14 protein-coding genes are annotated in these 12,378 nt (G+C 75.8%); 4 read left to right on the top strand and 10 right to left on the bottom strand.

Going from position 1 to position 12,378, the window contains the following annotated elements; genetic code table 11:
- A complete protein-coding gene (locus ABT299_RS18620; protein WP_190856309.1) occupies positions 1–795 on the bottom strand; it encodes a methyltransferase domain-containing protein in 795 nt (264 codons plus the stop codon).
- Positions 779–1,849, bottom strand: coding sequence for a GNAT family N-acetyltransferase (locus ABT299_RS18615; RefSeq protein WP_190856310.1), 1,071 nt, complete (start codon positions 1,847–1,849; stop codon positions 779–781). The genes ABT299_RS18620 and ABT299_RS18615 overlap by 17 nt, the downstream gene beginning before the upstream one ends.
- A 183-nt stretch (positions 1,850–2,032) precedes the next feature.
- Here ABT299_RS18615 and ABT299_RS18610 point away from each other — a divergent pair, with 183 nt between their 5' ends.
- Genes ABT299_RS18610 through ABT299_RS18600 form a run of 3 tightly spaced genes read left to right on the top strand, consistent with a single transcriptional unit; the run spans position 2,033 to position 4,847 of the window.
- Complete coding sequence (locus ABT299_RS18610; RefSeq protein ID WP_387017795.1) at positions 2,033–2,764, top strand: carboxymuconolactone decarboxylase family protein; 732 nt, start codon at positions 2,033–2,035, stop codon at positions 2,762–2,764.
- Positions 2,765–2,772: 8 nt separating this feature from the next.
- Positions 2,773–3,360 carry a GNAT family N-acetyltransferase gene (locus tag ABT299_RS18605; RefSeq protein WP_387017798.1) on the top strand — a complete coding sequence of 196 codons (588 nt, stop codon included), beginning with the start codon at positions 2,773–2,775 and terminating at the stop codon, positions 3,358–3,360.
- 50 nt (positions 3,361–3,410) lie between these two features.
- A complete protein-coding gene (locus tag ABT299_RS18600) occupies positions 3,411–4,847 on the top strand; it encodes an NAD(P)/FAD-dependent oxidoreductase (RefSeq protein ID WP_500251521.1) in 1,437 nt (478 codons plus the stop codon).
- A gap of 4 nt (positions 4,848–4,851) precedes the next feature.
- Here the strand turns inward: ABT299_RS18600 and ABT299_RS18595 are convergent, their stop codons facing one another.
- The 4 genes from ABT299_RS18595 to ABT299_RS18580 are packed head-to-tail and all read right to left on the bottom strand — an operon-like array spanning position 4,852 to position 7,241.
- On the bottom strand, positions 4,852–5,634 hold the full coding sequence (locus ABT299_RS18595) for an isocitrate lyase/PEP mutase family protein (RefSeq protein WP_500251520.1): 783 nt from the start codon (positions 5,632–5,634) through the stop codon (positions 4,852–4,854).
- Positions 5,631–5,888 carry a cytochrome P450 gene (locus ABT299_RS18590; RefSeq protein ID WP_500251519.1) on the bottom strand — a complete coding sequence of 86 codons (258 nt, stop codon included), beginning with the start codon at positions 5,886–5,888 and terminating at the stop codon, positions 5,631–5,633. Before ABT299_RS18590 ends, ABT299_RS18595 begins: the two co-directional genes overlap by 4 nt.
- On the bottom strand, positions 5,822–6,457 hold the full coding sequence (locus ABT299_RS18585; RefSeq protein ID WP_500251518.1) for a hypothetical protein: 636 nt from the start codon (positions 6,455–6,457) through the stop codon (positions 5,822–5,824). Before ABT299_RS18585 ends, ABT299_RS18590 begins: the two co-directional genes overlap by 67 nt.
- A gap of 52 nt (positions 6,458–6,509) precedes the next feature.
- The gene (locus tag ABT299_RS18580) at positions 6,510–7,241 is read right to left on the bottom strand and encodes an aspartate/glutamate racemase family protein (protein WP_500251517.1); all 732 of its coding nucleotides are present in this window, start codon (positions 7,239–7,241) and stop codon (positions 6,510–6,512) included.
- A gap of 97 nt (positions 7,242–7,338) precedes the next feature.
- Here ABT299_RS18580 and ABT299_RS18575 point away from each other — a divergent pair, with 97 nt between their 5' ends.
- Entirely contained in the window at positions 7,339–7,893 is a 555-nt protein-coding gene (locus ABT299_RS18575) for a helix-turn-helix domain-containing protein (protein ID WP_500251516.1), read from the top strand.
- Positions 7,894–7,901: 8 nt separating this feature from the next.
- Here the strand turns inward: ABT299_RS18575 and ABT299_RS18570 are convergent, their stop codons facing one another.
- Genes ABT299_RS18570 through ABT299_RS18555 form a run of 4 tightly spaced genes read right to left on the bottom strand, consistent with a single transcriptional unit; the run spans position 7,902 to position 12,209 of the window.
- On the bottom strand, positions 7,902–9,323 hold the full coding sequence (locus ABT299_RS18570; RefSeq protein WP_500251515.1) for an MmgE/PrpD family protein: 1,422 nt from the start codon (positions 9,321–9,323) through the stop codon (positions 7,902–7,904).
- Positions 9,320–10,138 (bottom strand): cyclase family protein, encoded by an 819-nt coding sequence (locus ABT299_RS18565; RefSeq protein WP_387017816.1) that lies wholly within the window; start codon positions 10,136–10,138, stop codon positions 9,320–9,322. Before ABT299_RS18565 ends, ABT299_RS18570 begins: the two co-directional genes overlap by 4 nt.
- Positions 10,135–11,025 (bottom strand): HpcH/HpaI aldolase/citrate lyase family protein, encoded by an 891-nt coding sequence (locus ABT299_RS18560; RefSeq protein WP_500251514.1) that lies wholly within the window; start codon positions 11,023–11,025, stop codon positions 10,135–10,137. The genes ABT299_RS18565 and ABT299_RS18560 overlap by 4 nt, the downstream gene beginning before the upstream one ends.
- Positions 11,022–12,209: a CaiB/BaiF CoA transferase family protein gene (locus ABT299_RS18555; RefSeq protein ID WP_190856320.1), complete on the bottom strand. Its 1,188-nt coding sequence runs from the start codon at positions 12,207–12,209 to the stop codon at positions 11,022–11,024. Before ABT299_RS18555 ends, ABT299_RS18560 begins: the two co-directional genes overlap by 4 nt.
- Between the last annotated feature and the right edge of the window lie 169 nt (positions 12,210–12,378).

The following is a 12,378-nucleotide window of genomic DNA, read 5'->3' as shown; positions in this document are numbered from 1 at the left end:
TCAGGACGCGCGCAGGATCGTGATCATGCGCCAGGCCTCGGGATCGGTGAGGGCCACCGCGTCCGCACCGGTCCCGAAGTCGCCGTACCGGGCGGCGACGTCCAGCCCGCCCGCGAGCCGGATCGCCGCGTCGAGCTCGGTCGCGGTCCAGAACCGGTAGGGGACGACGTCCTCGATGACGCGGGTCGCGCCGTCCGCCTCGATCGTCATCGTCACGCGGTCGTCGGCGATCTGGGTGACGGGGTCGAGCAGGTCGGTGGGCTCGCCCCACCGGACGGTGGCGCGCACGCCGTCGCGCTCGACCGTCCAGCCGGTGCTGACGCTCGGGTCGTCCGAGAGCCGGTCGCGCGGGTGCGACATCTCGATCACGTACAGCCCGCCGGGCGCCAGGTGCGCGGCGACGCGGCGCAGGTGCGCGACGAACGCGTCCAGCGTCATCAGGTGGGACGTGGAGTCCAGCATGGTCAGCACCAGGTCGAACCGGCGGCCGAGATCGAACGCCGTCATGTCGTCCTGGACGACCTCGACCGCGACCCCGGCGCGCCCGGCCTCGCGCGCCGCGTACGCGCACATCGCCGGGTTCAGGTCCAGCGCGGTCGCGGTCAGGCCGCGGCGGGCCAGCTCGCGGGCGTGCTCGGCGGGCCCGGCGGCCAGCTCCAGCACCGTCCGGACCGGGCCCGCCGCGTCCGGGCGGTGCTCGGCGCACCAGCCGAGGAGCACGCCGGTCTCGGCGCCCACGTCGCGGAACGAGCAGGCCAGCTCGTAGGCCCAGGGGTCGTCATAGATGCCGGTCACCCCGCCATCCTGCCAGCGCCCCGGGGGCGGGGCGGCCGTCCGCCCGCAGCCTGATCTCCACGATGGACGGCTCCTCGGTGCGCCGGGTCCGGCCGCCGAGCGAGGTCAGCAGGCGCCGCATCCGGACGTTCTCGCTCAGCGCGGTCGCGCGCAGCTCCACCAGGCCGCGCTCGCGGGCCAGCGCCAGCAGCAGCTCGGCGAGCGCGCGGCCGAGGCCGCGGCCCTGCCAGCCGTCCTCGACCAGGAACGCCAGTTCCGCGACGCCCGGGTCGAGCACGTGGATCAGGTGGGCGAGGGCGAGCAGCGACCCGTCCGGGCCCTCGGCGACGAGCGTCAGGCCGTGCGCCGGGTCGCAGAACCGCTCGATCGCCCGCGGCGGCGGGTACGGCTTCGGGCTGAAGTAGCGCATCCGGCGGCTGTCCAGCGAGCACCGCTCGTGCAGCTCGCGGATCGCGGGGGCGTCGCGGCGCTCGATCGGCCGGACGGTCACGTGCGTCCCGTCGCGCAGCGGCAGCCGGCGGGACGCGGGGCGCGGCGGCTCGGCGGGCAGCGCCGCGCGGACGAGCGCGTCGGCGCGCGCCGCCTCCGTCGCGGTGAACGGCAGGCCGTAGCGCCGGAGCCGGACGGCCCGCCCGTGCCCCAGCGGGACGGTCAGGACGTACTCGTCGTCCGCGTCGGCGCGGTCGGAGGGGCGCGCCCAGGCGGACTCGTCGGCGCGCAGCAGGTCGGCGAGGACCTCCGGGACCGCGTGGGGCTCGGCGCGCAGCCGGGAGGCCAGCACCAGCGCCCGCGTGGGCTCGTCCACCAGCTCGTGCGGCCGGGCCGGGCGGACGGCCGTGCGCGCGCCGCCCGCCGCGGCGAGCGCCTCGGCCAGCTCCCGCGGCCCGGCGGTGCCGGCCGGGACGTCCACGAGGAACTCGTCGACCACGCCGCCGGCGTCCACCTGGACGGACAGGGCGAGGATGTTGGCGCCGCGGCCGGCCAGCGCGGCGGTCAGCAGGGCCAGCCTTCCCGGCCGGTCCTCGATCTCGGTGCGGATGCGGAGCAGCGGCATGGAACGTTCCCTTCGCGGGCCGCCGGCCGGGTCGCGGGCGATCCGGGTCCGGCCGGTGTCCGGTGCGGACGTGGCCACTCTGGTTCACGGCTGTTACGCGGGCGCTACGTCATCGTGAGCGCGCGGTTTCACATTCCGGACGAGGGCTTGAGAGGCCCGACGCGACGGCCTAGCGTGCGGTAAGTGATCGACCCCGTGAGCGGTGAGCACGTCAACGACCCACCCCGGAACGGGCCGCCGTCGGCCCGCCTGCCCCTGCTGTCCCCGGCCTCGCTCGGCGCCGAGCAGCAGGCCGTGTACGAGGCCCTGACCGGCGGCCCCCGCATGGACGGCGACGCCGCGCCCGCGGCCGGCGGTGACGCCCCTCCGGGCTCCCGGGCGAAGGCCCGCGCGCTCGGGTTCATGGACGACGAGGGCCGCCTGCTCGGCCCGTTCAACGCCATGCTGTACAGCCCGGCCGTCGGGATGCCGCTGCAGGACCTCGGCGCCGCCCTCCGGTTCCGCACCGCCTTCACCAAGCGCGAGCGGGAGATCGCGACCCTCGTCGTCGCCGCGCACCTGCGCTCCGACTACGAGTGGTACGCGCACGAGCGGCTCGGCCGGCGCGCGGGCCTGCGCGAGGACGAGCTGGACGCGCTGCGCGAAGGCCGGGCACCGATGCTCGCCGACGCCCGCGAACGCCTCGTCCACGAGGCCGCCCGGCAGCTCGTCGCCGAGAACGACCTCGCCGACGCCGTCTACACCGAGGCGGTCGCGACCCTCGGCCGGCCCGCCCTCGTCGAGCTCGTCACGCTCGTCGGCTACTACGCGGCGCTGGCCACGCAGCTGCGGGTGTTCCGGGTCGGCGTGCCCGACGGGGAGCCCGCCCCGCACTGGCCCGAGCCCGCCGCCGGCGGCCGGGCGCCCGACGAGTGAGGCCCGCGATGACCGAGACGCTGCTGACGAGACGGCTCGCCCTGCACCCCATCGGTATGACCGACCACCACGCGCTGCTCACGCACTGGACCGGCCCGGTCGTCCGCCGGCACCTGTTCGACGGCGCGTCGATCTCGCCCGTCCAGGTCACCGAGATCATCGAGACCAGCGAGCGGGACTTCGCCACCGAGGGCTACGGCCTGTGGGCGCTGCGGCCCCTCCGCGGGGGGCCGGCGCCCGCCGAGCCGCGGCCGGGCGCGCCGCTGATCGGGGTGGCCGGGCTGCGCGGCCACGAGGGCCCGTTCGACCGGGGGGTGGACGTGGAGATCCTCTACAGCCTCGAACCGGACCGGTGGGGGCAGGGGCTGGCGGCCGAGGCGTCCCGCGCGGTGCTGGACTACGCCTTCGGGGTGGTCGGGCTGCGCCGGGTCACCGCCGAGTTCGATCCGGACAGCGCGGTGTCCGCCGAGGTCGCCGCGAGCCTCGGGATGCGGCCGTGGCGCGGCGGCGCGAGCGGCCCCGACGGCCCCTCCTACTATGCCGCCGACCGGTCCGGATGGCTCGGATCCCGTCGTGGGATCGACGCTGTCCCTTAGAATCCGTCGCCCCCTACCGTCCGGACTGTCGGATACAGCAGTATGAGCGGATGAGCTCCTCGTCCGGCCGGGCGCCGCTGGCACCCGGCTTCGCCAACGGCGGCGTCTCCCACTGGTACCGGCGGACCGGCCGCCCCGAACCGGGCCCCCGGCTGCCCGGCCCGCGCGCCGCCGACGTCTGCGTGGTCGGCGCCGGCTACACCGGCCTCTGGACGGCCTACTACCTCAAGCGCGCCCGTCCTGAGCTGGAGATCGTCGTGCTGGAGCGCGAGTTCGCCGGGTTCGGGGCGTCCGGCCGCAACGGCGGCTGGGTGCTCGGGGAGATCGCCGGATCGCGGGAACGGTACGCGGCCCGGCACGGGCGCTTCGCCGCCGTGGCGCTGCAGCACGCCATGTTCGACGCGGTCGACGAGGTGATCCGGGTCGCCGCGGCGGAGGGCATCGACGCCGACCTGGTCAAGAGCGGGGTGCTGCACGTCGCCCGCAACCCCGCGCAGCGGGCCCGGCTCGCCGCGATGGTCGCCGCGTCCCGCGACTGGGGCTGGACGGAGGAGGACCTCGTCCCGCTGCCCGCCGCCGAGCGCGACGAGCGGCTGCGCGTCGCGGGCGCGACGGCCGCCGCGTGGAGCCCGCACTGCGCCCGCGTGCAGCCCGCCAAGCTCGTCCGGGGCCTGGCGGAGACGGTCCGCGGCCTCGGCGTCCACGTCTACGAGCGGACCCCGGTGGTCCGGATCGTGCCGCGGCGCGGCGCCGTCCCGGCCGCCGCCGTCACCCCGAACGGCACCGTCACCGCCGAGTACGTGCTGCGCGCGACCGAGGGGTTCACCGCCGGGGTCGGCGGCCACCACCGCGACTGGCTGCCGATGAACAGCTCCATGATCGTGACCACGCCGCTGCCGCCGGCCGTGTGGGACGCGATCGGCTGGGGCCGCCGCGAGCTGCTCGGCGACCTCGCGCACTACTACATGTACGCGCAGCGGACCGCCGACGACCGCATCGCGTTCGGCGGCCGCGGCCGGCCGTACCGCTACGCGTCCCGGGTGGACGACGGCGGCCGGACGGAGCCCGCGACCGTCGCCGAGCTGTGGTCGATGCTCGCCGCGATGTTCCCGGCGGCCGCCGAGCACGGGCGCGTCGCGCACGCCTGGTCGGGCGTCCTCGGCGTGCCCCGCGACTGGTGCTCGACCGTCGTGGTGGACCACGCGTCCGGGCTCGGGCACGCGGGCGGCTACACCGGCCACGGCGTCGCCACGGCGAACCTCGCCGGAAGGACGCTGCGCGACCTCGTCCTGCGCGAGGACACGGAGCTGACCGCGCTGCCGTGGGTGGACCGGCGCGTCCGCCGCTGGGAGCCGGAGCCGCTGCGCTGGCTCGGCGTCCACGCGATGTACGCCCTCTACCGGGCCGCGGACGCCCGCGAGTCCGCGACCTCGTCGCCGCGGACGTCCGCGCTGGCCCGTCTCGCCGACGCGATCACGGGCCACTGACGCCTCAGCGTTCGACCAGGGCCTGGACGTCGCCGTAGGAGAAGCCGGGGGCCTCGGTGGCGGCGCCGGAGACGTCCAGGGCGGACGCGACCGCCGCCTGGAGCGCCTTGCGGAACAGCAGAGAGCCCGTGCTGACCCGGCCGACGCCCAGGCCGGCGAGCCGCTCGACGTCCGTCCTGCCCGGCATGAACAGCACGTTCAGCGGCAGGTCGACCGCGTCGACGACGGCCCGGACGTCCTCGTCGGCGGCGATCCCGGGGACGAACACCCCGTCCGCGCCCGCCTCGGCGAACGCCCGCACCCGGCGCAGCGTCTCGTCCATGTCGGGTTCGTCCCCGGCCAGCCAGAACGTGTCGGTGCGGGCGTTGAGGAACACCTGCGGCGCGGCCCGCTTGACCGCCGTGATGACCGTGGTCTGGTGGTCGAGCGGGGCGAGCGTCCCGTCGGAGCGGCCGTCCTCCAGGTTGACGCCGGCGATCCCGTACGAGGCCAGTTCCGTCGCGAGTTCGGCGACGTCGGCGACCCTCGTGGAGAAGCCGCCCTCGATGTCGACCGTGACCGGGACGGGCAGCCGGGCGAGGTTCCGCGCCAGCGCGAGGGTCTCGTCCCGCGCGTCGCCGGTCGCGTCGGCCTTCCCGGCCGCGGCGGCGACGCCGAGACTGGTCGTCCCGACGGCGGGGAACCCCGCCTCCGCCAGCGCCGCGCCGCTCGCGAAGTCCCACGCGTTGGGCAGGAGCAGCGGGCGGTCGCCGCGGTGCAGGTCCCGGAACGTCTGCGGATGGTTCATCGGACGGACTCCCTGTCGTTGAGCGCCTCGACCGCGCCCGCCGCCAGCCGCACGGCGTGGTCCGCGCCCGGGCAGGGCCTGCGGCCGGTCCCGAAGGTCAGATGACGGGGTTCCCCGCGCCCCGGATCGAAACGGTCCGGCTCGGCGAACACCGCCGGGTCCCGGTTGGCCGCCCGCAGGTCGAGGGTCACGGTGGCGCCTTCGGCGATCTCGCGCCCGCCGACGGCGAGGGCCGTGCGGCTGACGCGGCGCATCGCCGGGACCGGCGGGTCGAAGCGCAGCGTCTCGGCGACGACGGCCTCGATCGGGAAGCCGCGCGCCTCGGGGCGCCGCGACGCCGGCAGGACCGCGCGGACGAGCCCGGCGGTGGCCTCGTACGCCTGGAGGTAGACGGCGATCCGGTTGGCGACCTCCTCGTCCGGGCCAGGGCCGCGACGGCCGCGTCCGCGCCGTCCCGCCCGGTCCCGGTCAGGTAGCCGGACGCGGCGGCGGGCACGGCGCCGGTGAGCGCGTCCAGGTCCGTGACGCCGAGCGCCTCGCCGAGCGCGGAGATCGGCGCGAGGTCCGGCGCCTCTCCGGCCAGGATCCGCTCGCGCGTGCGCCGCCGCAGCCGGGCCGGGTCGGCCTCGTCCAGGGACCGGGCCACGACGTCCAGCCGCCGGTCGTGCTCGGCGCCCTCGCTGAACCGGCAGACCGCCCCGCGCAGCCAGGCCAGCGAGCCCCGTGGCGCTCCGCCCTCCGCGACGGGAACGACGAAGCGCTCGTCCGCGAGGACGGCGCTCACCTCGGCGTGCCGGGTGATGACCAGGTCGTTGTTCGCCATGCCCCCGAATCTACGGAGGGGTCGTTTCGCCGCCGGTAGAAATGTCGCCGTCTCAGGCGGTGACGGCGGGCCCGCCGCGCCAGGACGGCATCGGACGGCGGCCCGCCGCGACCTCGAACGCGGCGCGGGCGAGCAGCCGCGTCGAGTCCAGGGTCGGCAGCGGCGACACCTCCGGGGTGACCAGCAGCGGGATCTCCGTGCAGACCAGGGCGACGGCGTCGCAGCCGCGCTCGGCGAGCCGCTCGATGATCCGCACGTACGCGCGGCGGGACTCCTCGGTGACGACGCCGTTCACCAGCTCGCCGAAGATGATCTCGTGCACGCGGGCGCGGTCGGCGGCGTCCGGCACCATGGCCTCGATGCCGCGGGCGGCGAGCTCGCGCGGGTAGACCGGGCCGTCCATGGTGTAGCGGGTGCCGAGGACGCCGACGCGGGCCCGCCCGTCGCGGGCGGCGCGGTCGGCGACGGCCTCGGCGATGTGCAGGCCGGGAAGCGCGAGGTCGTCGCCGGGCCGCTCCAGCGCCATGTGCGCGGTGTTGTCGGGGCAGGCGAAGAACGTCGCCCCGGCGGCGGCCAGGCGGCGGACGCTCTCGGCGAGGACGGCCCGGACGGCGTCGTGGTCGCCCGCCTCCCAGTGCGGCATGCTGCGCGCGAGCGCGATCAGGTCGAGGGTGACGTCGGGATGGTCGTCGGGGCCCAGCTCGCGGAAGCCCTCATGGCAGAAGGCGCGGAAGCACAGCGCGGCGCCCTCCGCGCTGTGGGCGAGGATGCCGAGATGCTCCATGGCCGCTCCAGTCCGATGTGCCGAACAACTGTCCACTAGAATGAACAATCATCGTCGCGTTCGTCAAACTGAACACCTGGACGTCTGGAGCGAACAAGTGGGCAACCTCGACCTGATCGCGCTGATCGCCGCCTCGATCCGGCGGGAGCGCGCCCGCGCCGGGCTGACCCAGAGCGAGCTGGCCCGGCGCGCCGGCATCGCCAAGTCGACGCTGTCCCAGCTGGAGGCGGGCACCGGCAACCCGAGCGTCGAGACGCTGTGGGCGCTCGGCGGCGCGCTCGGGGTCCCCTTCAGCCGCCTGGTCGACCCGCCGCGAGCGGGCGTGCGGGTCGTCCGCGCGGGCGAGGGGCCCGCCACCCGCTCGGAGCAGGCGGACTACACGGCGACCCTGCTGGCGTCCTGCCCGCCCCACGCCCGCCGCGACGTCTACCGCGTCACGGCGGAACCGGAGGAGCCGCACCTGTCCGACCCCCACCTGCCCGGCACGACCGAGCACGTGCTCCTGGGCACCGGCCGCGCCCTGGCCGGTCCGGCGGACGATCCGGTCGAACTGGCGCCGGGCGACTATGTCGCCTACCCCGGCGACGCCCCCCACGTCTTCCGCGCCCTGGCCCCCGGGACCACCGCCACCTTCATCATGGAGCACACCTGACGGGCGGGTCAGGCGAGGAGGGCGGTCAGGGTGCGGAGATCGTCGAGGCCGGCGAGCCCGTAGGCCAGCTCGGTGATCCGTTCGGCCTGGTCCGGCGAGACGCGGCGGGCGGCGTTGAGACGGAACTTGGTCGCCAGCTCCTCGGCCGACAGCGGGTTGCCCGGACCGCCGCGGTTGGCGTCCACGCGCTCCTCCAGGACGGTCCCGTCGCGGGTCGTCACGCGCAGGACGGCCGGGAACTGGTGCGGGAAGATCTCGTCGCAGCGGGCGTCCGGCACGCACCGGACCTTGGCGGCCAGCGCGAGCCGCTCCGGGTTCGCGGCGGCCTCGTCGGTGAAGTCCTCGTGGAAGACGCCGAGCCCGCCGCCGCCCAGCAGCGCCGCCGCGACCGTGTACGGGCCGGAGAACGCGGCGTGGTACCCGGACTTCGGACGGATCTTGTCCTCGCGGGGCTCGCCGATCGTGCGGAGCACGGCCGTGGGCGCGCCCAGTTCGATGCTCTCGATGCCGGACGGGTCCAGCCCGCGCGCGCGGAGCCGCAGCGCGGCGTCGATGCCGGCGTGGGTGAAGTGGTTGCACGGGTACGGCTTGAAGAAGATCCCGGGCAGTTCCCAGTGCGCGCCGAGCCGGTCGGTGAGGGCATCCAGGTCGACCTGGTCGCCGCACCACGCCTGCAGGAACCCGAACCGCCCCTCGAACACGGTCGGCGGGCCGGTGATGCCGGTGCGGGCGAGCCCGGCGGCGGTGACGGCCGCGTGCGCCGCCCAGCCGCAGTGGATCCGCTTGACGGTCCCGCCGGTCCGGTTGGCCTCCAGGATCCCTGAGCCCATGCTGGCGGCGATGCCCATCGCGTCGGCGATCCCGCCCGCGTCCAGGCCGGAGAGCATCGCGGCGGACGCCGCCGCGCCGACGGCGCCGCAGATCGCGGTGGCGTGCTGGCCCCGCTCGAAGAACACCGAGTTGCCGAGTTCCCGGTCGTATCCGGCCATGCCGAGCCGGACGGTGATCTCCACGCCGACGCCCACCGCGTCCAGCAGCGCCGCGCCGGTGGCGCCGCGCGCCTCGGCGACCGCGAGCGCGGCGGGCACGACCGACGCGGACGGGTGCAGCACCGACGGCAGGTGCGTGTCGTCGAAGTCCAGCGAGTGGGCGAGGGTGCCGTTGAGCAGGGCGGCGCTGGGTTCGGGGAGCCGGGCGCCGGTGCCGATCGCGGTGGCGCGTCCCGCGCCGCCCCATTCGGCGACCAGTTCGCCGACCGCGCGGGCCGGTGCCTCGCCGGTCGCGCCGAGGCTGTTGCCGAGGGCGTCCAGGACGCGGCGCGCGGCGTCGGCGCGCAGGTCGGCGCCCAGCCCGTCGGCCCGCACGTCGGCGGCGAGCGCGGCGAGCCGCTGCACCGGGGTCGGCGCGGTCATGCCGGCATCCGCGGTCATGCCGACACCGCCGCGAGCGGGCGGACGGGGGAGCCGGTGCCGCCCTTGATCCGCAGCGGGGCGAGCAGGAACGCGAACTCGTGCAGCCCCGCCTCGGCGAGCGCCTCCAGGTTCAGGTGCTCCATGATGAAGATCCCCGACTCGACCAGCAGGATCCGGTGCACGGGCAGCACCGCGTGGCCCGCCCCCGCCGGGATCTGCTCGTAGGCGGTGGTGTCGGCGCCGGTCGCGACGATCCCGCGGTCGGCCAGCCAGCGGGCCGCCTCCGGCGTCGCGCCGGGCACGCCCGTCTCCTTGCCGAGGTAGGCGGCGGTGTCGCCGAAGTTGCGGGACCAGCCGGTGCGGACCAGCGCGACGTCGCCCTCGCCGGGCTCGGTCCCGGCGCGCTTCGCGGCCAGGTCCAGGTCCTCGGCGGTGACCCCGTAGCCGGGCGGCAGCGTCGGGACGCCGTGCACGGCGGCGACGTCCAGCAGCACGCCGCGGCGCAGCAGGCCCGGCAGGTTCTCGGCGCCGTGGCTGGTGAACGCCCCGCCGCGCTGCGCCTCGGCGGCGTCGATCCCGCCGTGCAGCTCGCCGTCGTGGCTGACGTGCGACAGCGCGTCGATGTGGGTGCCGACGTGCCCGCCGGTCACGATGATCTCGTTGGCGGCCGAGCCCCCGTCCGGGCGCCGCATGTCGCCGTGCCGGCGGATCAGCGTCATCCGGAAGCCGGGGTGGTTGGGGGAGCAGGGCATGCCGGTGAAGAACGGCTGGCCGAGCTCGATCAGCCGGACGCCGCGGGCGACCGCCGCAAGCAGCGGATCCTGGGTGGTCATGACGGGGAGCCTTCCTCTTCTGGTGCATCGGGGCGGTGGGCGGACGCGGCGACGGCGAGGATCCAGGAGGCGCGCTCGACGACCGCCTTGTCCACGAACCGGCCGTCGGAGTCGATCCACGCGGCCTGCTGTTCACGGGCGGGGCCGTCGCGCCCGGTGAGACGGTCCATGAGGTCGCGCGCCCAGGCGACGTCGCCGGGGTCGGGCGCGCACGCCTCGTGCACGACGGGGATCTGCGCGGGGTGGATCACCGACCGGCCGAAGAACCCGGCGCGGTGCCCCGCGGCGGTGTCGGCGCGCAGGCCGTCCAGGTCGCGGACGGCGGTCCACACGCTCTGCGGCGGGGACGGGAGCCCGGCGGCGCGCGCCGCGACGACGACCCGCGAGCGCGGCCACGCCAGCGCGTCGCCGCCGGTCACCCGCAGGTCGGCGGACAGATCGGCCTCGCCGAGCGAGATCCCGGCGACCAGCGGGTGCGCGGTGGCGAGGGCCAGGGCGTTCTCCACGCCGAGCGCCGACTCCAGGACGGGGAACACCGGCACGCCGAGCGCGTCGGCGACGCGGCGCAGCATGTCCGGGTCCTCGCACTTGGGGATCCGGACCCCGGCGGGCGCGCCGGGCGCGGAGGCCAGCAGCCCGATGTCGGCGGTGCCGTCCGGGGTGCCGGGCGCGTTGATCCGCACGTAGGCGGGGCGCCGTCCGGGCCGCCCGTCGGCGAGCACGCCCGCGACGGTGCGGCGCGCGGTCTCCTTGGCGTCCGGGGCGACGGCGTCCTCCAGGTCGAGGACGACCGCGTCCGCGGCGGAGTCCAGGGCCTTGCCGATGCGGTCGGGACGGTCGCCGGGAACGTACAGCCAGGTCCGGTGCGGATGCTCCGGCCCGGTCACTTGACCACCCCCTTGGCGCGCAGTTCGCCGAGCTCTGCTTCGCCTACCCCGTAGCGGCCGAGGATCTCGGCGGTGTGCGCGCCGAGCGGCGGCCCGGCCGAGTCGATGCGCCCGGGTGTCCGCGAGAGCCGGAACAGCACGTTCTGCATCTTCACGGGGCCGAGCTCGTCGTCGGGGACGGTGGCGATGGTGCCGAGCGCGGCGAACTGGGGGTCGGTCATCACGTCGGCGGCGGTGTAGATCGGCGCGACGGCGGCCTCGGCCTCCTCGAACGCCTTCACGACCTCGTCGCGGTCGCGCTGCGCGATCCACGAGCCGACGGCCTCGTCCAGCTCGTCGGCGTGCTCGGCGCGCTCGGCGCCGGTGGCGAACCACGGCTCGTCGATGAACTCGGGCCGGCCGACCAGCCGCATCACCCGCTCGGCGATGGACTGGGCGCTGGTGGAGATCGCGACCCAGCCGCCGTCGCGGGTCCGGTAGGTGTTGCGCGGCGCGTTGTTGTGCGACCGGTTGCCGGTGCGGGCCTGCAGCTCGCCGAGCTGGTCGTAGGTGATGATCTGCGGGCCGAGCAGGGTGAGGATCGGCTCGATGATCGCCAGGTCGACGACCTGGCCCTCGCCGGTCGCCTCCCGCGCGCGCAGCGCCGTCATCACGGCGAACGCGGTGGTCAGCGCGGCGATCCCGTCGGCGAGGCCGAACGGCGGCAGGGTCGGCGGTCCGTCCGGCTCGCCGGTGATCGCGGCGAACCCGCTCATCGCCTCGGCGAGCGTGCCGAAGCCGGGCCGCCGCGAGTACGGGCCGGTCTGCCCGAACCCGGTGACCCGGGCCAGCACCAGCCGCGGGTTGATCCGCTTCAGCTCGTCGTAGCCGAGGCCCCAGCGCTCCAGCGTGCCGGGCCGGAAGTTCTCGATCACCACGTCGGCGTCGGCGGCGAGCCGGCGGAAGATCTCCTGGCCCTCGGGGGAGCCGAGGTAGAGGGTGATCGCCTTCTTGTTGCGGCCGAGCATCTTCCACCACAGCCCGACGCCGTCGCGGCGGGCGCCGTGGCTGCGCACCGGGTCGCCCTTCGGGTGCTCGATCTTGACGACCTCGGCCCCGAAGTCGGCGAGCAGCGTGGCCGCCAGCGGCCCGGCGAACAGGGTGGCCGCGTCGAGCACGCGGACTCCGGACAGGGCGTCGGGCATGGGCGGTACCGCCTTCGGTTCTGATCGTTTCTCTAAGCGGAACAATGGTAAGTCCATGTTCCGGTGCCGCGCGGGCGCCGGATGTCTTCAAGTTGGCACCGGCTGTCGAGTTCCGTCAAGTTTCACCAAGATATTGACCAGGTCACGTGATGGATGCCACCATGACGCA

The organism is Spirillospora sp. NPDC000708 (assembly GCF_040299565.1).
GTDB lineage: Bacteria > Actinomycetota > Actinomycetes > Streptosporangiales > Streptosporangiaceae > Spirillospora.
The sequence above is the reverse complement of the archived record's forward strand: the minus strand, read 5'-3'. Positions and strand labels throughout refer to the sequence as shown.